This is a genomic window from Enterococcus sp. DIV0840 (assembly GCF_050527835.1).
Lineage (GTDB): Bacteria > Bacillota > Bacilli > Lactobacillales > Enterococcaceae > Enterococcus_L > Enterococcus_L ureasiticus.
Genome location: NZ_CP172876.1, coordinates 2,014,153 through 2,034,239, shown reverse-complemented (window position 1 = coordinate 2,034,239; position 20,087 = coordinate 2,014,153). Strand labels below are relative to the sequence as shown.

12 protein-coding genes, 1 pseudogene and 1 other annotated feature are annotated in these 20,087 nt (G+C 35.7%); of the genes and pseudogenes, 8 read left to right on the top strand and 5 right to left on the bottom strand.

Features of this window, described 5'->3' with window-relative positions; translation table 11 throughout:
• Positions 1 to 103: 103 nt before the first annotated feature.
• A complete protein-coding gene (locus IGL98_RS09680; RefSeq protein ID WP_206911644.1) occupies positions 104 to 1,393 on the bottom strand; it encodes an NAD(P)/FAD-dependent oxidoreductase in 1,290 nt (429 codons plus the stop codon).
• 138 nt (positions 1,394 to 1,531) lie between these two features.
• Between IGL98_RS09680 and gdhA the strand changes: the two genes are divergently transcribed.
• Entirely contained in the window at positions 1,532 to 2,878 is a 1,347-nt protein-coding gene (gene gdhA / locus IGL98_RS09675; RefSeq protein ID WP_206845096.1) for an NADP-specific glutamate dehydrogenase, read from the top strand.
• 247 nt (positions 2,879 to 3,125) lie between these two features.
• Positions 3,126 to 4,475: a glucose-6-phosphate isomerase gene (locus IGL98_RS09670; RefSeq protein WP_206911643.1), complete on the top strand. Its 1,350-nt coding sequence runs from the start codon at positions 3,126 to 3,128 to the stop codon at positions 4,473 to 4,475.
• Positions 4,476 to 4,558: 83 nt separating this feature from the next.
• On the opposite strand, the gene IGL98_RS09665 is transcribed toward IGL98_RS09670, so the two are convergent.
• From IGL98_RS09665 to IGL98_RS09655, 3 genes and pseudogenes are all read right to left on the bottom strand, one after another.
• Positions 4,559 to 5,467 (bottom strand): hypothetical protein, encoded by a 909-nt coding sequence (locus tag IGL98_RS09665; RefSeq protein ID WP_242590097.1) that lies wholly within the window; start codon positions 5,465 to 5,467, stop codon positions 4,559 to 4,561.
• A 105-nt stretch (positions 5,468 to 5,572) separates the two neighbouring features.
• Positions 5,573 to 5,722, bottom strand: a pseudogene (locus IGL98_RS09660) (helix-turn-helix domain-containing protein); the annotation flags it as partial.
• Between the two features lie 481 nt (positions 5,723 to 6,203).
• A complete protein-coding gene (locus tag IGL98_RS09655; protein ID WP_206845088.1) occupies positions 6,204 to 6,542 on the bottom strand; it encodes a hypothetical protein in 339 nt (112 codons plus the stop codon).
• A 375-nt stretch (positions 6,543 to 6,917) separates the two neighbouring features.
• Here IGL98_RS09655 and lepB point away from each other — a divergent pair, with 375 nt between their 5' ends.
• The 6 genes from lepB to pheT all read left to right on the top strand — a co-directional run bounded on the left by lepB (position 6,918) and on the right by pheT (position 19,393).
• Complete coding sequence (lepB, locus tag IGL98_RS09650) at positions 6,918 to 7,463, top strand: signal peptidase I (RefSeq protein WP_206845087.1); 546 nt, start codon at positions 6,918 to 6,920, stop codon at positions 7,461 to 7,463.
• A gap of 138 nt (positions 7,464 to 7,601) precedes the next feature.
• Positions 7,602 to 11,180: a PD-(D/E)XK nuclease family protein gene (locus IGL98_RS09645; RefSeq protein WP_206845084.1), complete on the top strand. Its 3,579-nt coding sequence runs from the start codon at positions 7,602 to 7,604 to the stop codon at positions 11,178 to 11,180.
• A complete protein-coding gene (gene addA, locus IGL98_RS09640; RefSeq protein ID WP_206911642.1) occupies positions 11,173 to 14,970 on the top strand; it encodes a helicase-exonuclease AddAB subunit AddA in 3,798 nt (1,265 codons plus the stop codon). The genes IGL98_RS09645 and addA overlap by 8 nt, the downstream gene beginning before the upstream one ends.
• A gap of 65 nt (positions 14,971 to 15,035) precedes the next feature.
• Complete coding sequence (locus IGL98_RS09635; protein WP_206845061.1) at positions 15,036 to 15,380, top strand: winged helix-turn-helix transcriptional regulator; 345 nt, start codon at positions 15,036 to 15,038, stop codon at positions 15,378 to 15,380.
• 41 nt (positions 15,381 to 15,421) lie between these two features.
• Positions 15,422 to 15,631, top strand: a binding site (T-box leader).
• A 285-nt stretch (positions 15,632 to 15,916) separates the two neighbouring features.
• Entirely contained in the window at positions 15,917 to 16,963 is a 1,047-nt protein-coding gene (gene pheS, locus IGL98_RS09630; protein ID WP_206845058.1) for a phenylalanine--tRNA ligase subunit alpha, read from the top strand.
• Between the two features lie 6 nt (positions 16,964 to 16,969).
• Entirely contained in the window at positions 16,970 to 19,393 is a 2,424-nt protein-coding gene (gene pheT / locus IGL98_RS09625) for a phenylalanine--tRNA ligase subunit beta (protein ID WP_206845055.1), read from the top strand.
• 49 nt (positions 19,394 to 19,442) lie between these two features.
• Here the strand turns inward: pheT and IGL98_RS09620 are convergent, their stop codons facing one another.
• The gene (locus tag IGL98_RS09620; RefSeq protein ID WP_206845110.1) at positions 19,443 to 20,081 is read right to left on the bottom strand and encodes an amino acid ABC transporter permease; all 639 of its coding nucleotides are present in this window, start codon (positions 20,079 to 20,081) and stop codon (positions 19,443 to 19,445) included.
• Positions 20,082 to 20,087: the final 6 nt, after the last annotated feature.

The following is a 20,087-nucleotide window of genomic DNA, read 5'->3' as shown; positions in this document are numbered from 1 at the left end:
AAAGTCGTAGTTTTTTCAGAAAGACGATGAAAAATAGCAAAATTAAAGAAGACTCTGCATGATTTTATTGCAGAGTCTTCTTTAATATAGCAAAAAAATCTCCTTAATTTTGATCTAATGGAGGTAGGTAAGTATACTCTGCCACACTAGCAGCGTGTGTTCCAGCAACATGTCCTGTTACAAAGGCTGCTGTAACGTTATAGCCACCAGTATAGCCGTTGATATCAAGTAATTCCCCAGCAAAGAATAAACCGTTGACCAATTTGCTCTCCATCGTTTTTGGTTGGACTTCTTTTAATGAAATACCACCGCCAGTCACAAAAGACTTTTCGATAGGCAATGTTTTTTCAGCAGTGAATTTAAAAGACTTTAATTGATCGGCGAGCTGATCGATTTGTTGGTCCGAAACTTGTTTTGATTGGTGCTCAGAAAGAGTAGTTTTGTTTAAGATGAATTCAAGTAACCGTTCCGGAATAAGATTTTTCAAAGAGTTTTTCAGCGTTTTTTCAGGTTGATCTAAAAGTTTTCTTTGTATCTCGTTTTTTAGCTCCAATGCGGTTTTTTGAGGAAAAATATCCAATTGTAAAGTAACAGGATTTTGCCCATTTTCAACTAATTCTTGATTAATAAAGCTTGAACATCTTAAAGCAGCTGGACCAGATATACCAAAATGAGTAAAAAGAAGATCCATCTGATGTTCCACGATTATTTTTCCTTTACTATTTAAAACCGAAAGAGAAACATCCTGAAGTGAAAGACCTTGTAACGTTTTTTCTTTAATAAAATCGTCATTAGAAATTATTGGAGATTCAGTTGCGTACAAAGGACTGATGGTGTGACCTAATCTTTTAGCTAATTTATACCCATCTCCAGTTGAGCCAGTAGAAGGATAGGTCCGACCACCGGTTGTCAAAATGACACAAGGAGCATAAATTTTATCATGTTCTAGTGCAACACCGATGACTTGATCGTCTCTATGCAAGATTTTTTCAACTTTTGCCTCTGTATAGATTGTTACACCAAGTTGTTCTAATTGGTTAAATAATGTTTCAACAATTGTTTTTGAACGATCTGTGACAGGAAACATTCGGCCATGATCTTCCTCTTTTAAATGGGTTCCGTTTGATTCGAAGAACTCCATAATATCGTAATTGTTAAATTGCGAAAAAGCGCTATATAAAAACTTTCCATTCCCAGGAATATGTGCAATAATTTCATCTGCTGGACCATTGTTCGTTACATTACAGCGACCACCGCCAGTTAGTAAGAGTTTTTTACCTACACGTTTGTTTTTTTCTATTAATAAAGTATTACTACCGGCTTTAGCTGCTGCGATAGCGGCCATCATGCCACTAGTACCTGCGCCGACAACAATGACGTCGAATGATTTCATAAATTCTCCTCCAATTCAATGGTAGTTTAACACAATTTTCAAAACTTTTTCTACTTTTTTTGCAATTCGTGGTAAAAAAATGTGGAAATTTTCAGAATTTAGGTTAAAATAGGATTATAACGATGAGAGGGTGATTAAATGGAAGCAAAACAGTACGTGGAAGAGATTCAAAAAAAGATTCATGAAAACGATCGAGGGCAAGTTGAATACTTGCAGGCAGTTGACGAATTTTTACCAACGGTTGAGGTCTTTTTAAAAGAAAATCCGGCATTCATTGAAGCTAATATTTTAGGTGTCTTGATTGAGCCAGAGAGAATTTTACAATTTAGAGTTCCTTGGCAAGATGATCAGGGGAACTGGCAAGTCAACCGTGGGTACCGTGTGCAGTATAATTCTGCGATTGGTCCTTACAAGGGCGGCTTACGTTTTCACCCTAGCGTGAATTTAAGTGTGATGAAATTTTTAGCATTTGAACAAATCTTTAAAAATAGCCTAACTGGTCTACCAATTGGTGGTGGTAAAGGCGGAAGTGATTTTGATCCTAAAGGAAAATCAGATGCTGAAGTCATGCGTTTTTGTCAAAGTTTCATGACAGAATTACAAAAACATATTGGGCCAAGCACAGATGTACCAGCAGGAGATATTGGTGTTGGTGCAAGAGAGATTGGTTACTTATTCGGTATGTATAAACGTTTGAGAAATTATGATGCAGGTGTTCTAACTGGTAAACCTTTAGGCTACTGGGGTAGTGAAGCAAGAACCGAAGCTACAGGATATGGCTGTGTTTACTTCGTTAAACATCTATTGAATGACTCAAATGACTCATTTGCAGGAAAAAAAGTCGTTGTTTCTGGGAGCGGAAATGTATCAATCTACGCAATGGAAAAAGCGAAAGAATTAGGTGCCACTGTTCTAACTTGTTCTGATTCAAATGGATTTATTTACGATCCCAATGGTATCGATGTTGAATTAGTTAAAGAATTAAAAGAAAAAAATCGTGAGCGTATTTCTAAATATGTAGAAACTCATTCAGATGCTACGTATTATGATGGGCAATCTGTTTGGGACTTTGAAGTTGCTTATGATATTGCGTTACCTTGTGCTACTCAAAATGAGATCAATGAAACGCAAGCTGAACTTTTAGTAAAAAATGGCGGAAAAGTCGTGGCTGAAGGTGCCAATATGCCTTGTACTTTAGAAGCGGTATCAGTACTTGACAAAGCGGGTGTGTTATATTGTCCGGGGAAAGCGGCAAATGCCGGTGGTGTAGCAGTTTCTGCGTTAGAAATGAGTCAAAATTCAGAGCGATTATCTTGGTCGTTTGAAAAAGTTGATGGTATGCTGGATGATATTATGAAAAATATTTACGAAACATGTCGTGATACAGCAAACAAATATGATGCTGCAAATAATTTTGTCTTAGGGGCAAATGTTGCAGGCTTTGAAAAAGTGGCGCGAGCTATGTTAAGTCAAGGTTTGGTCTAGTCCGAAAATAGAAGGAATGGAGAATGATAGTGATGCGTTTTATCCTATTCATTCTTCATTTTTTTCTGATGCTTTATCTTATAGAGGAGTAGATACATTAAAATAATGTTTTGATTTGTGGAATAAACAAGTCTTTTTAACTGATTTAAAATAAAATTGGTACAGACAGTCATAATTTGCTTGAAAAAAGCATAAAAAGAACGTAAAGTAGTTAGTGTATTAAGTTTAATTTCAAGGAGGAGAAGGAATGTCACACATTCAATTTGATTATTCCAATTTGACACCATTTGTTGCTGATCATGAATTGGAATACATGCAGACACAAGTGACTGCAGTAGACAAAGCATTAAGAGAAGGAACTGGAGCTGGAAGTGATTTTACTGGCTGGATCGATCTACCAGAAAATTATGATAAAGACGAATTTGCCCGCATCAAAAAAGCGGCTGAAAAAATTCAATCTGATTCTGAAGTTTTAGTTGTGATCGGTATCGGTGGTTCTTACTTAGGTGCAAGAGCGGCAATTGAATTTTTACATCATTCATTTAATAATTTATTACCAGCAGACGAAAGAAAAGCACCACAGGTTTTCTTTGCTGGAAACAGTATCAGCTCAACTTATTTAGCTGATTTGATCAATGTTATTGGTGATCGTGACTTCTCAGTAAATGTGATTTCTAAATCTGGTACAACGACAGAGCCTGCAATCGCATTTAGAGTATTTAAAGAATTATTGATCAAAAAATATGGCAAAGATGAAGCAAACAAACGTATCTATGCAACAACTGACCGCGCTAAAGGTGCTGTTAAAGTGGAAGCAGATGCAGAGGGTTGGGAAACATTTGTGATTCCTGATGATGTTGGTGGACGTTTCACTGTGCTAACGCCAGTTGGTTTATTACCGATCGCAGTTAGCGGTGGCGATATCGATGCTTTGATGACAGGTGCCAATGATGCGCGTAAAGAATATGCTAGAACTACTGATCTAAGTAAAAATCAAGCTTATCAATATGCTGCGTTAAGAAATATCTTATACCGCAAAGGTAAAACAACAGAAATGTTGATCAATTATGAACCAGGAATGCATTATTTCTCTGAGTGGTGGAAACAACTTTTCGGTGAATCAGAAGGTAAAGATCAAAAAGGTATTTTCCCAGCAGCAGCAGACTTCTCTACTGATTTGCATTCAATGGGTCAATATGTTCAAGATGGCATGCGTAACTTATTTGAAACAGTTGTTAAAGTTGATACACCACGTCATATTGTTTCTATCCCTGAACTTGCTGAAGATTTAGATGGATTAGGCTATTTACAAGGAAAAGAAATTGATTTTGTAAATACAAAAGCCTTTGAAGGGACTTTACTAGCTCATACAGATGGTGGAGTGCCTAATATGATCGTTAAAATTCCAGCGATGGATGCTCATTCATTAGGATATGTAATGTACTTTTTTGAAATTGCTGTAGGAATTTCAGGTTACTTGAATGGTGTTAATCCATTTGACCAAGAAGGTGTGGAAGCATATAAGAAAAATATGTTTGCATTACTTGGTAAACCTGGTTTTGAAGACTTAGCGAAAGAATTGAACGCACGTTTGTAACATAATTTTATTTCGTTGATTTTTATATAAAAATACCGCTAATAGGAGTTTTTGACTTCTGTTAGCGGTATTTTTGATAGGGTTTATTCTGGTTTGAACAAAAAAGTCTGGAGGCAAGAAAACAATTCAAACCAAGTCGTTTCATCATAAACATCTGAAACATAAAAAACTTTCTGATCCTTTTGCGTGGTTCTAGATTCAAAGCAGTCAGTAATTACCAGCTCGGCGTTTTCAATGGTATCAGTAAAATGTAATGTTTTAGGATTGAAAATAGTATGTAGCCTATTTTTAATATAAACCATTCCTAAATTATTTCTAGAGTATTGAATATAGACAGAAATAGAGGGAACCAAAAATGTTTCTGTTAAAACGGTTAACAAGACAAGCATTCCGCGATCATAGGAAGCAGGAAAAGCAAAATCTGGATTTGCTTCTCGAAAATTTTTGTAAAATTGTTGAACTTTTGGGTTTTCCTTAAAAGATAATGAGCTTTGTGATTTTTGGGTAAAAGATGCTCTGAAAAACTGAACAGGACTGATTGAAAAGTACGTTATTTGAATCAGTCCAATAAGGACATAGTAGAAGATAATAGCTTTTTGGTCTTTTCTCATAGAACGATTTGGATAAAAGTACTTTTCATATTCTTCAACTAACAAATCACAATCTTTGATTAAAATTAGTGTTCTTGGGAATGATTCGTAAAGCCTAATTTTATCTTCTAAGCTATCGATTTCGGAAATATAGCATCTGGAAATTAAATTGAAAAATAAAAGTTCATCCTCTGATGCAAGAAACGGTTCAACAAGTTTGGAAACATCATCTATGGTTGTAAAATTTTTGGATAATTCTTTGATTTTTTTTGGTAAACGAACAGGGTGCTTTTCTTGTCTGACCATAAACAGACCAGTCATAAATTCCAGGCGTTTAATGACGGATTCGGAATAGTTTTTCTTTAATTCAGTAAAATCAACACAAGCAGAAAATCGGTTCATATTCTCTAAGTCGAATGTCCAAGTTATCCCTCGGTAGGTATTCCAAAAAAAATAAAAATTTAACATTCTTATATATTTTTCTTTTCCCTGAAAATTTGTTGTTGGGTGAAATATGATTTTTAAAGGAAACCGTTTTAACTCAGCGTTTAGAGCAGTGATATTTTTATAAAGGTGAGAGGGACTAACATACAATTTTTCTGCTAACTCTTCAACTGTATCGTAATGATTTAATAGAAGCTCAAAAAAATCTTGAATTGTAGCGAGTCCTCCAAGTAATTTAGACGTAACCGTATTGAGAGATAATCTGTATTGTGATCAGAATGATTCTTGATAAGATAACCGCCAACCTTTTTTTCTAACAGGATACCATTAAGATTGTTACTACTTTTAATATCCAGTGATAGTTCATCGAAATAGCGTTTTAGTGTACTTAAAGAAACATCTAGGAAGTATTCTAAATAAGAAAAAGATATTTCTTCATTTTCTCTATATAACAATTCAGTGAAAAGCTCTATTTTTTTTGTGCTTTTTTCGTTTAATAGGAGGTCCATTTCATCGATCCTTTTTCTGTTTTTCCCAAATTATAGAAACAGAACAAATTAAAGTCAAACTTTTTGGATAGTATCACATATAACTGCAATTATTTATTTTTATAATACCGAGATTTATTCTGGATCATTCACTTCAAACTAAATAAAAAGACACAAAACTACAATTGAGTTTTGTGCGTTTTTCTTTATTTGAATTCATCATCTTTGGGATAAGGAAGAACTTGCAGTGAGTCGTCTTCAATAATTTCCTCAGATGTTGGTTCCTGATAATAATGATTCTCTATTTCAGGTTTTTGCTTAAAATCGTCATGATGAGTTGTTTCACTCTGATTTAAGTCATTCGACTGATTTGACATAGCCAAATTATTTTGAGCCAACCTCTCTTTAGCAGCAGCTTCTACTTGCTGGGTATTATCATGTCGCGATTTATGATTACCACCTGTAAATGTTAAATAAATAATCAATACAATCATAATGATTGTTAATATGATTAAACCAATAAACATGCCAAATGAGATAAACATGATGGTGATCCTCCTTATCATTCGTATATCTTCTTCAGTTTATCAAATGTTTCGTGTACAGTCATCTATTTTTCTTGCATATTCATAATTATGTTTTATTATTATCAAACTTAATTGGATTTTAGGGAGAATTAGGAAATAGATCGGACGTGATGACTGATTAGAAAGAAAAAGTGAATTGATTTAAGCGCTTAGTCGCTTTAAAAATACGACAATATCGAAATGAATTTCCTCAGATTTAAATTTTTGTTTATTTAACAGGTAAGTAATACTTAAATTATTAAGTAATGACTTAAAAGTTTGTCTAAGAAGAAAAGAATTCTGTAGAATTTTGATTGTCTGTGGTAAAATGTAGAAAGTAAGTTTTTTGGAGGAATGAATTTGAAGTCTAAAGAGTTATTACATACAATATTATTTTTTGTTGGTTTAGCAGCATTTTTATTTTTGCTAAGACAATTTGTTTTCACACCAGTTGTTGTCAAAGGGCATTCGATGGATCCGACTTTAGCAGATGGTGAGCGAGTGATTGCACTAAAAAATACACAAATCAAGCGTTTTGATATTGTGACATTTCCAGCACCAGATGAACCCAAGAAGAATTACATCAAGCGAGTGATCGGTTTGCCGGGTGATACGATTGAATATAAAAATGATGTTTTATATATCAATGATAAAGAAGTCAAAGAACCTTACCTTGATGAATTCAAAGGAGAAGTTACAGATGGCTTGCCCTTGACAATTGATTTCACGTTGAGCGAGGTTACTGGTGAGAAAAAAGTTCCAGAAGGCGAATATTTTGTAATGGGTGATAATCGTCGGAATTCAAAAGATGGACGAATGATTGGTTTCATCAACAAAGACAAAATACTAGGTGACGTTAAATTTGTCTTGTGGCCGCTGGATCGTTTTGGAACGATTTAAAAAGTAGGTCTCATTAACGACAATACAAGAAAGCTCTCTTTTAATTAAGAGGCTTTTTTTGTTAGATAGTAAAAGCCGTATTCAAGCTCGATTTATGATAAACTAAAGACATGAAACACTTATAAAGGATGTGACAGAATGAGTCTACAATTTATCCGCGGAACTGCCGATCTGGATTTAGAAGAAGCTCTTTTACAAGCTTCCGTAAAGTGGTTGTCGAAAGATGATTCACACGAAGTTTTTTATTTAGTACCAAACCACATGAAATTTGAGCAAGAGATCAATGCACTCAAACGAATAAAAAATATACAAGAGAACCATAGTGATTCGATTGCAACAATGCGCTTTCAAGTGTTTAGTTTTTATCGTTTGGCTTGGTACTTTTTACAACATACACAATATTATGGTTCAGAGGTTCTTTCCGAGGCTGGAGCTGCGATGGTTTTTAGAAAAATTTTGTCAGAAAATGAGGAATCGTTGAAAGTCTTTCGTGGAGAAGTCAATAAATCTGGATTTATCCAACAGTTATTTGACCTGTATCAGGAAATGAAAGAAGGAAACGTTGATTTAGACGAGTTATTTGGGCACTTATCGGAACCAAATTCAGATAGTAAGGAACAGGATTTACAATTAAAAATTCAAGACATCAAATTAGTTTTTTCAAAATTTGAAGAAACGATGACACAATATGGAATCAAATCTGCAGAGATTCTTAATTATTTGACGGAATATCTAGAAACAAAAGACCTGAGCAATGTTTTATTCGTGATCGATGGGTATCATAATTTTTCTGCAAGAGAATTGAAATTGATAGAGACATTGATGCGTCACGGTGGTGAGGTCAAAATTTCTTTAGTATTGGATAAAAAATATCCGAACGAACTGCCGTCGTTGATGAATTTATTTTATGAAACAGGTACGACCTATCATAAGTTATATCAATTAGCTAGAAACGCTAATGTGGCGATTTTACCTGACTACGTGGAAAAAAATAAAGTCTTGATTGCAAATAACAGTCTTCAAACTCTTGAAAAATATTGGGTTGAGGCGCAAGAAAGTCATCCTAAAAAAGGCAAACAAAGAATCACGGATGATCATCTGCAATTTTGGTGTGCAGAAAATCCTAAGGAAGAAATCAATCACATTGCAAAAGAAATCAGAAGATTAGTCGTAGAAGAAAATTATCGGTATAAAGATATTCAATTGCTGACACGAGAACTGGATAGTTATGAAGCTATGATCGAACCGTTATTTTCGATGCATGAGATTCCCGTCTACTTGGATCGTGATATGGCGATGGAACAGCATCCTTTAGTTGAGTTTATTCAGTCTTTATTTGCAATTAATGCCTATCATTATCGTTATCGAGATGTATTGCGTTTTTTAAGAACAGAATTATTCTTTCCAATCGAAGACCAAGTCTCAGTTGAAGAATGGCAAATTCAACGAAATGAATGGCGTCGCAAAATCGACGTGGCGGAAAATGTTGTTTTAGCTTACGGATATGAAGGCTATCATTGGGAGACAAATAAGGATTGGCATTTTATCCGTTATGATTTTGAAGCGGAGCAGCAAGATGATACTGAGTTGATCGAAAAAGATTCGAATGCGGTACGAAATATGATCCAACAAACAGTGCCAGCCTTTTTTAAACAAATTCAAAAAGCACAAACAGGAATTGAAGCGGCTGACTATTTTTATCGTTTTTTGGTGAATAATGGCGTCGAAAAGCAATTGATGATGTGGCGCAATCAAGCAATTGAGAGCGGTCAATTAGAAGACGCTCGTAATCATGAACAAACTTGGGAAGCTTTGATGACTTTATTAGATGAGTATGTAACGATTTACGGGAATGAATCTTTTGACCTAGTTGCATTTGAAGAGATTTTTTCGAGTGGTCTAGAAGGGTTACGTTACAATAAAGTACCGACGGCAATTGATCAAGTACAAGTTCGTTCAATCGATTTAGCTCGCCCAGGACAAGCTAAAATTGTGTTTGCAATTGGTTTGACGGATCAAGTTTTACCACAAAAATTCGATAATAAAACGTTACTTTCAGATGAGGAAAGACAATTCGTTAATGGTCATTTAGATGATGGACAATTTTTGTTGAATGACACGAGAAAAAGTATCGCGAAGGAACCATTTAACGCGTATATTCTATTTGCTTCGGCTACTGAACGCTTATATTTTTCTTATCCAAGCGTGAAAGATACCGCTAAAGATGTCAAAGTATCTACTTATTTAACTAATATTCAAAATGATTTAGGCTTGCAGATGCAGCAAAGAAATGCACTTACAATTTTAGATGATGAACAAGTCAGCCTAGAACATGTCGGGACTTACCGAACATTGATCAGTGATTTAACGAATCTAAAACGTCAGAAAAAGGAAACTCAAGAAGGAATTTTGCCTTTTTGGCTAGTGTTGGAACGTGAATTAATGAAACATTCTCAAGCAGCACTTGCTCGTCACGTTTTTGAAAGCCTTGGACACCAAAACTTACCAGAAAACCTACAAGAACATCTAGCAGATGAATTATATACTAAGAATATTTACACATCTGTCTCAAGGATGGAAAGTTTCTATCGTTGTCAATATCAATATTTCACACGCTTTGGCTTAGGCTTAAAAGAAAGAGATGTTTTTGGTTTATCACCAGCTGCAACAGGGGACTTTTTCCATGAGGCGTTGGATCAGTTCTTTAAACTATTGATCATGCAAAAGAAACAACTATCTGAGCTGACCGATCGAGAAGTTAGCGAATTTACAGAACAAATTTTGAATACTGTCTTCGGTGAGATAAAATTTTCGATTCTCGACACATCCAGCCGGATGAATTATATTCGTTATCAGCTTGGGCAGACGATTAAAAAAGTGAGCTGGGCATTGAAACGTCAGAGCGAACGTAGTGGAATTACGACTGTTCAAACAGAAGTTTTATTTGGTCAGATTGCTAGTCAAAAAGGGATCAAGGGATTAGAATTGCCACTTCAAAATGGTGGTAATATCAGTGTTAGAGGGAAAATTGATCGTTTAGATCAACTAGTAACTCCAGACGCTTTATACTTAGGTGTCGTTGATTACAAATCGAGTCACAAGAAATTCAACATTACAGAAGCTTATTATGGGCTAGCTATGCAGATGCTGACCTACTTAGATGTCGCATTGATGGATGCTGTGAATTTGGTGGGGCAGCCAGCTAAACCTGCTGGCTCTTTATATCTGCATGTTCACAACCCGATTCTTCCCTATGAAACTGAGGATAAAAAAGAGCAGCAGCTTTTGAAGAAATTCCAATTTGATGGTTTGTTATTGAACGATCCAGTCTTACTTGGGAATTTGGATAAAAGTTTGCAGGCTAAACAAAGTTCTTTGATTTTCCCAATCGAAGAGTCAGCCAAAGAAATTATCAAACCAGGTCGTCGTCAAGAAGATAAATTTGTGACAGAACCTGAGCTAGACGCTTTATTAACCCATAACCGTAGTAAATTTATCGAGGCTGGTAATAAGGTAACTAGCGGTGAAATCGAGTTAAATCCAGCTTATCAAGGAAAAGAACGCATCGCTTGTCGTTTTTGCCCATTTAGAAGTGTCTGTAACTTTGATGTTATGCTAAAAGAAAATAATTACAATCGTATTGAAACATTATCGAAAAAAGAAGTTATGGATCGTTTGATCGAAAATGAGCAGGAAGGAGGAACGATTGATGAGTAAGACAATTCCTTTACGTCCAGAAAATGAACAATTTACTGATAATCAATGGCAAGCAGTTTTTGACGGAGACGAGAATATTTTAGTTTCAGCTTCTGCTGGTTCTGGAAAAACCACGGTCCTTGTTCGTAGAGTCATCGAAAAACTTAAAAGTGGTGTTGATATCGATCGATTGTTGATCGTGACGTATACAGAAGCCGCAGCAAAAGAAATGAAGGAAAGAATTCAAATTGCTTTGCAAAAGGCAATCACCAATGAAAGTGAGCAAGAGAAAAAACAGCATTTTATCAGACAGTTGACGTTGCTTCCTACTGCGAATATCAGTACCTTACATGCTTTTTGTTTAACAGTAATTCGACGTTTTTATTATTTGATCGAAATGGATCCTGTGTTTCGTTTGTTGACAGATGAAACAGAGATGCTGCTTTTAAAAGAAGATGTTTGGGATGAACTTAGAGAAAAATTCTATGCTGAAAATGAAGAATCATTTTACCAACTGACGAGTAATTTTTCTAATGATCGTAGTGATGAGGGTCTGACTAGATTGGTTTTTTCACTATACGAATTTGCCCAAGCTAATCCGGATCCTGAAGAATGGCTGGCTCACTTAGCTGATAGCTACCGCGTAGATGGACCGTTAGGAGACTCAGCATTATTTCAAGATTATTTGAAACCTCAGCTTATGGAAAATCTGTTGCGCTGTGTGAATCGTTATGAAGAGATGATTCGTATGACAGAAGGGGAAGAAAAGTTAGAAAAAATCGCAACTCTTGCTAAAAATGAAAAAGAATTCGTTGAAACCTTTACCAGTCAACTAGCTGATGATGACGTAGAATCAGCATTTGAAATTTCTAAAACAGTCACCTTTGAGCGCTATCCTACCGTGCGTATGGAGGAGTTGAAAGAGATTTCCGCTCAAGCCAAGAACTTGCGAGAACAAAATAAAAAAGCTATAAACGATATTCTAAGTAATCTTTTCACTTTATCACCTGAACAAATGAAGGAGATCTTAGAGCAATCCCAGCCACTTGTTCAAGAGATGGCTAAAGTAGGAAAAGCATTCATAGATACTTACAGCAAACAAAAACTACGAAAAGGCTTAGTTGATTTCAATGATTTAGAGCATTTCACTTTAGCGATTTTAGCAAAAAAAGAATCTGGGGATTGGTTTGCTACTGAAGCTTCCAACTATTATCGAGAGAAGTTTGATGAAGTGTTAGTTGATGAATACCAAGATATCAATCGATTGCAGGAGACGATTCTATATTGGCTAAGAAGACCTACAGCCGAAGAAGGTAACTTGTTTATGGTGGGGGATGTCAAACAATCTATTTATTCTTTTCGTTTAGCTGATCCAACATTATTTATTGAAAAATACAATCAATATGGTCAAAATAAAGAGGGAAAACGAATCGTTTTAGCTGAAAATTTCCGTTCTAGAAAAAATGTCTTAGATTTTACTAATTTAGTTTTTGAACAATTAATGGATGAACGTGTCGGTCAAATTGCATACGATGAGGCTGCACAACTTGTTCATGGATTCGACCAGTTCGCTGAAGCTGAAAATTATGACACGGAATTGCTGATTTACGAAAAAAAATCAGAGCAGTTGGAAGAAATGCTTAACCTAGATGATTCTCAATTGATTTTAGAAGATAAAACTGAAGGCGAATTGCATATGACGGCACTGAAAATTAGAGAGTTGATTGATAAGAAATTTTTGATTTATGACAAATCAACGAAAGAAAATCGCCCTCTTACCTATAAGGATATTGTGCTATTGACGCCAACTAAGAAAAATAATTTGACGATTTTAGAAATATTCAAATTAGCTGGAATTCCGATTCAAGTGAATGATGCCCAAAATTATTTCCAAGCAACAGAAATCCAAACAATGGTGGCACTTTTACAGATCATCGACAATCCTTATCAAGATATTCCACTAGCGGCTGTCTTGCGTTCACCAATTGTAGGCTTGAAAGAAAATGAATTAGTGACAATCCGTTTGGCAGCTAAAAAAAGTTCATATTATGAAGCATTTTTAATGTTTAACCAAAACGAAGCTAGCGATTCAGATCAGCAATCATTGAAAGAAAAAACTACAAAATTTGCTAACTGGTTGGAACAATGGCGAGAAATTGCTAGAAGAAATCAATTAGCGACACTCATTTGGCAAATTTATCAAGATACTGCGTATTTAGATTATGTAGGAGGAATGCCTGCGGGGAAACAAAGACAAGCGAACCTATTTGCATTAGTCGACCGAGCAGCCAGTTACGAACAAACAAGCTTCCGAGGGTTATTTCAATTTGTTCGTTTTATTGAAAAAATGCAGGAAAAAGATAAGGATTTAGCTGAACCTGTAATTTTGAGCGAAGAGAATGCAGTTCGTGTTATGACAATTCATGCTAGTAAAGGCTTAGAATTCCCAGTAGTTTTCATTTTAGACATGACCAAAGAGTTTAATCTTGGAGACTTGAACGAACGCTATATCTTTGATGATCGCTTAGGTGTGGGGATTCGTTATCTTGATCAAACAGATCGAATGCTCAATGAAACTTTACCATTTTTGGCGATTAAACAGGTAAAATTGAAAAAATTACTTTCAGAAGAAATGCGAAAATTATATGTTGCATTGACTAGAGCTGAGCAAAAACTTTATTTAGTGGGTTCATACAACAATCAAGATGCGGCTTTTAAAGAATGGCTAAAGGTCGGAGATGTTCAGACAAAAGTCTTGCCAAGTGAAAATCGCCTGCAGGGTAAAAGTAGCTTGATGAACTGGGTAGGGATGAGTTTGGTTCGTCATCAAAAAATGGCTGAATTTCAAACTGAATTTTTAACTGAGAAAATTGCAGGAATCACACAACATTCAGCAGGGTTTACCGTTTCTTTTATGACAGAAAAAGCGATACAAGAACAGTTTGCAGCACTTCAATTTGTTGATACAAGTTTCATAAAAGAAGAACATACTGGAAATAGTGATCCAAAAGCCAGAGAAAAAGGTCTGCGTCGTTTAAATTATGAGTATCCCTATCAACTTTCTACTAAAACGACGAATTACCAATCAGTGTCTGAAATCAAGCGTGTATTCGAAGACCCAGACAATAAAGAAATCGCTAAAATCGAAGTAGATGAAAAAAATACAATTCAAACAACACCGATGATCATTCACCGGATGAGTGAAGGGGAGCTAGGAAAACCCAGATTTATTGAAACCATTCGGAAACCATCTGCGGTGGAAATCGGAACAGCAACACATTATTTATTGCAGCTTTTAGACTTGAATAAAGAACCGACCAAAGACAGTATTCTTCAACTGATTGAAGAACTAGTTCAAACAAAAATCATACAAGAAAATGTAGCGAAACAAATCAATATCAATCAAGTTCTATCTTTCTATCGTACAAGTTTAGGGCAACTTTTGCTAGAAAATCCAGCAAAAGTTATTCGGGAACAACCATTTTCGATGTTGTTGAAAGCTGAACGACTAATCAAAGATTATCCAAAAGAGACACAAGACGATTTATTGATCCACGGAATGATCGATGGATACGTTGAACAAGATGAAAACTGCATTCTTTATGATTACAAGACTGATTTTGTTCAAGATATTGAAAATACACAAGAAATCAAAAAAATCATTCAGCGTTATAGAGGTCAATTGAATTTATATCGAAAAGCGCTAGCTCAAGCTACAGAGAAACAAGTCGATCAGGTATTGCTAGTATTATTGTCTGCTGGAATCATTATTGATATGGATAAAGAAGAAATTATTGAAAAAATGAATTAAAATGAAAGCAAATATACTTACAAATTGTAAGTTGTGTGCTATACTCAGTTCACGAGGTGAGGAAAATGGAGCAAGTAAAAACAACCGAATTTTCACTATGTCCTAAATTCGAAAAAGCTTTTGCGATTTTAGGGAAGAAATGGAATGGTTTGATTATTGATGTCTTGTTGGAAAATGGTCCTCAACGATTTGGTGAGTTAAGACAAAAAATCCCTGAACTAAGCGATCGAGTGCTAGTAGAACGCTTGAAAGAATTAGAAGGTGAAGGGATCATCTCAAAAGCAGTTCGCTGTGATGAGAGTAGTCGTCTAGAATATTTCCTCACAAATAAAGGCAAGGACTTACAACAAGCAATGGAACAAATTCAGAATTGGGCAGAAAAATGGGTTACCGCTGAAGAATGCAGTTGACCTTAGACTTAATTTCTTGTAAACTGTAATCAATTGAATAACAAAAAATGTTGATGGAAAAGAGTAATTTGGCTGATACGAAAAGGGAAAACCTGTCTTAGACTGGAAACGGGTTGCGTAATCGAAAAATGAAGTTCACTTCCGGAGTTTGTTTGTTCTAAAGAGAGCAGACCGGTGAAAGCCGTTATAAGAATTGAGTGCATGATTTTTTGTCATGAATTAGGATGGTAACACGATAGCTCGTTCCTTTAAATAGGAGCGGGCTATCGTTTTTTATTTTGGCTAGTCTTTCAGAAAAAAGATAAAAATGAAAAGTGGCAAAAAACGTCGAAGTTAATTTTTCCTATTTTTCAGACAAGACTAAAAGAGCCTGTTCGACTTTTATATTTTCAGCTTATCAGGCTGGCCCTTCGGAAAAAAGACAAAATATGTCCGTGACTAAAAGCGTCACAACCATATTTTCCTATTTTTCTGTCAGAGCTGAATGAGCCTGTTCAGCTTTTATTTACTACCAAGCAAAAGAAAGGAATAGAAAAATGACATTAAAAGCTCAACTAGAAGCGTTAAGAGATGAAACATTGAATAATATTCAAAATGTTGCTGATCTTAAAGCACTAAACCAAATCAGAGTAGAAACATTAGGTAAAAAAGGTCCTATCACAGAAGTGTTGAGAGGGATGAAAGATCTATCCGCCGAAGAACGTCCAGTAGTTGGAAGTTTTGCTAATGAAATTCGGGATTTATTGACTGAAGCCGTGGAAGCACGTAAAGAAATTCTAGAGTCAGCAGCATTAAATGCTGCTTTAGAACAAGAAACAATTGATGTAACTTTACCAGGTAAACAAATGACTCATGGAACTCGTCATGTTTTATCTCAAGTGATGGAAGAAATCGAGGATATATTTGTTGGTATGGGGTACCAGGTCGTTGAAGGGTATGAAGTCGAATCAGATCATTACAATTTTGAGCGCATGAACTTACCGAAAGATCACCCAGCTCGCGATATGCAGGATACATTTTATATTTCAGATGATATTTTGATTCGTACACATACATCACCTGTACAAGCTAGGACAATGGAAAAACATGATTTTTCAAAAGGTGCATTACGTATGATCTCTCCAGGGAAAGTATTCCGCAGAGACACTGATGATGCGACGCACAGCCACCAGTTCCATCAAATCGAAGGGTTGGTTATTGATAAAAATATTACAATGGGCGACCTTAAAGGAACACTGGAAGTTGTTATGAAAAAAATGTTTGGTGAAGACCGTAAAATTCGTCTACGTCCAAGTTATTTTCCGTTTACTGAACCTTCAGTTGAGGTTGATGTTAGTTGCTTCAAATGTGGTGGTGCTGGCTGTAATGTTTGCAAACAAACTGGTTGGATCGAAATTTTAGGCGCAGGTATGGTTCATCCTGATGTTTTATCAATGTCAGGAATCGATCCAAATGAATACACAGGTTTTGCTTTTGGTTTGGGACCAGATCGTGTAGCGATGTTGCGTTACGGTGTTAATGATATTCGTAATTTCTATCAAAATGATTTACGTTTCTTAAATCAGTTCAAGGTAAAGGAGTAGTCGACGATGTTAGTTTCTTATAAATGGTTAAGTGAGTATTTAGATCTTTCGAAAATTTCTGCAAAAGAATTATCTGACCAAATGTCTTTGACTGGGATCGAAGTCGAGGGTGTTGAGGTACCAGAACAAGGCTTGAAAAAAATAGTGGTCGGAGAGGTCAAAGAATGTATTCCTCATCCGAATTCAGATCATTTATCGATTTGCCAAGTGGATATCGGTGAAGAAGAATTATCACAAATCGTTTGTGGTGCACCGAATGTTAAAGTCGGTATCAAAGTAATTGTAGCTTTACCAGGTTCTCGCATTACTGGCAATCAAAAAATTAAAAAAGGTAAAATGCGTGGCGAAGTTTCAAATGGCATGATCTGTTCTTTACAAGAATTAGGTTATTCTGATAACGTGATTCCTAAAGCTTATTCTGACGGCATTTATTATATGCCGCAAGAGGCTGTTAATGGCGACGATGTCTTCTCTTATTTAGATATGGATGATCACATTATCGAGTTATCCATTACACCGAATCGTGCTGATGCATTAAGTATGCGTGGTGTGGCTTATGAAGTAGGGGCAATTTACCGCCAAACGCCTAAATTCAATGATGCGATTTTAGAAGAAGATACAAGCGAAACAGCTGCAGATTACATTTCTGTTGAAGTAGAAGATAAACAAGATACACCAGCTTATCAAATCAGAATCATCAAGGATGTAAAAATTGCTGAAAGTCCGTTGTGGTTGCAAACGCGTTTAATGAATGAGGGGATTCGTCCAATCAATAACGTGGTAGATGTGACGAATTATATTCTTTTACTTTTCGGACAACCATTACATGCATTTGATTATAAAAAATTAAACAGCAAGAAACTTTCAGTTCGCCGTGGTAAACAAGGAGAAGAATTGATTACTTTGGATAGTGAAACAAGAAAACTGTCTGAAGAAGATCTTGTGATTACAAATGGAGAAATGCCTGTTGCTTTAGCCGGAATTATGGGTGGAGAAGATTCTGAAATCACGAATGAAACGACAACTGTAGCTTTAGAATCTGCTCTATTTGATAGTGTGACTGTCCGTAGAACGTCCAAGAAATTTAACTTACGTAGTGAAGGATCAAGCCGATTTGAAAAAGGTATTAATCCTGCAACAATTGGCGAAGCCGGTGATGTAGCGGCAGCGATGATTGCTAAATTAGCTGGTGGAACAGTTGTTTCAGAAAAAGCAGTTGGCTCTGAACTAACACTTGAAGATGTTGTTGTCAGTGTAACGATTTCACGAATCAATGAGTATTTAGGCACTGAGATGGATCAAGCGACAGTGAGTGAAATTTTCGATACGTTAGGATTTGCTTATGAACTTGATCAAGAAAATTACATTGTGACAGTTCCACCTAGACGTTGGGATATTACGATCGAAGCAGACTTGGTCGAAGAAGTCGCACGTATCTATGGCTATGATAACTTGCCATCAACCTTACCAAAAGGCGAAACTGTGGCTGGAAGTTTAACAAGTGGACAATTGTTAGTTCGTAAAATCAAAAGTTTACTAGAAGGCTGTGGTGCAAGCGAAGCAATCAGCTACGCTTTGACAACAGAAGAAAAATCTCGTCAATTTTTGATGAGAGAAAGTTTAACAACAAGTCTACAATGGCCGATGAGTGAAGAACGTTCAGTTTTAAGAATGAACTTGATTTCAGGCTTGCTTGACGATGTAGCATATAATGTTGCTCGTAAAAATAACAATGTTGCTCTTTATGAAATCGGACGAGTATTTTATCAAGATAACGATCCTAAAAAACAATTGCCGCATGAAGAAAATCATTTAGGTATTGTCTTATCAGGAAATAAAGTGGTAAAAGATTGGCAGACAAAAGAAGCTCCAGTTGATTTTTATACACTAAAAGGAATGCTTGAAGTTTTATTTGACTCTGTAGGTATTGCAGATAAAATATTGTATGAAGCAACAAAAGCTCACCAAGAGTTACATCCAGGAAGAACAGCTTTGGTGAAATTGAATGATACAGTCATTGGGTTCATTGGTCAAGTTCATCCGACAGTGGCAAAGGAATATGAGATTCCTGAAACATATGCTGCTGAATTAAATCTTCACGCAATTATTGAAGAAGAAAATGACGCCTTAGTTTATCAACAAATTTCAAAATTCCCAGCTGTTTCTAGAGATATTGCGTTGCTAGTTGATGAATCAGTGACCAGCCAAGAATTAGTTGGAACGATTTCTAAACATGCCGGAAAATTCCTTCAATCAGTTCATTTATTTGATATTTACCAAGGAGATAATATCGCCGAAGGTAAAAAATCAATGGCGTATAGCCTAACATTTGTAAATGCAGAAGCGACATTGGTAGATGAAGAGATCAATCAATCAATGGAAAAAGTGGAAAAAGCTTTAGTGGAAGAGTTTAAGGTAACGATTCGATAAAAAAAGAGAGTAGCAAAAACTAAAAATAGTTTGCGCTACTCTCTTTTTTTTATGCCCAGTTTCTAGAAAGCCATCTTGAAAATTGGGAGATAGAGAAGTTGATCACGAAATACATCAACGCTACAAGTCCGTATATAGCAAAGACTTGTTCCGTTTGTGCATAGCGACCCATTAAAATATATGATTTGCCAAATAGTTCTTGTAGCGCAATGACTGAATATAAGAAACTAGTATCTTTGATCACTGTCACAAACTGTGAAACGATAGCTGGCAATACATTGCGAATCGCTTGGGGCAAGACGATATACAAAAGAATCTGAAAATTGCTAAATCCCTGTGAACGGGCAGCCTCCTTTTGACCTTTGTCTACGCCGTTTAAACCACCACGGATAATTTCAGCTAGGGCCGCAGTTGTGAAAACAGTAAAACTGACAATGCCAGCCGGAGTAGACTTGATTTTGAAAATCAAGAAAATCACATAAATCCACAATAAATTGGGAATATTCCGAACGATTTCGATATATAAACTGGCTAAAAATTTTAAAGGACCGCCTTTTTGGTTTCTCAACACAGCTAAAATTGTTCCGAAAATTGTACTTAAAACGATTGATACAAAAGAAATATAAAGTGTAAGCTTCAAACCATCGAATAAAAAGCGCAAATTATTGCCGGTCAGAAGTTGACTCATTTGTTC

Bases quoted from the DNA above. Each gene is read 5' to 3' on its own strand.
- pheT (WP_206845055.1), top strand. From the start codon at position 16,970: ATGTTAGTTTCTTATAAATGGTTAAGTGAGTATTTAGATCTTTCGAAA.
- IGL98_RS09620 (WP_206845110.1), bottom strand. From the start codon at position 20,081: ATGAGTCAACTTCTGACCGGCAATAATTTGCGCTTTTTATTCGATGGT.
- IGL98_RS09670 (WP_206911643.1), top strand. From the start codon at position 3,126: ATGTCACACATTCAATTTGATTATTCCAATTTGACACCATTTGTTGCT.
- pheS (WP_206845058.1), top strand. From the start codon at position 15,917: ATGACATTAAAAGCTCAACTAGAAGCGTTAAGAGATGAAACATTGAAT.
- IGL98_RS09645 (WP_206845084.1), top strand. From the start codon at position 7,602: ATGAGTCTACAATTTATCCGCGGAACTGCCGATCTGGATTTAGAAGAA.
- IGL98_RS09635 (WP_206845061.1), top strand. From the start codon at position 15,036: ATGGAGCAAGTAAAAACAACCGAATTTTCACTATGTCCTAAATTCGAA.
- IGL98_RS09680 (WP_206911644.1), bottom strand. From the start codon at position 1,393: ATGAAATCATTCGACGTCATTGTTGTCGGCGCAGGTACTAGTGGCATG.
- lepB (WP_206845087.1), top strand. From the start codon at position 6,918: ATGAATTTGAAGTCTAAAGAGTTATTACATACAATATTATTTTTTGTT.
- addA (WP_206911642.1), top strand. From the start codon at position 11,173: ATGAGTAAGACAATTCCTTTACGTCCAGAAAATGAACAATTTACTGAT.
- gdhA (WP_206845096.1), top strand. From the start codon at position 1,532: ATGGAAGCAAAACAGTACGTGGAAGAGATTCAAAAAAAGATTCATGAA.
- IGL98_RS09655 (WP_206845088.1), bottom strand. From the start codon at position 6,542: ATGTTTATCTCATTTGGCATGTTTATTGGTTTAATCATATTAACAATC.
- IGL98_RS09665 (WP_242590097.1), bottom strand. From the start codon at position 5,467: ATGAACCGATTTTCTGCTTGTGTTGATTTTACTGAATTAAAGAAAAAC.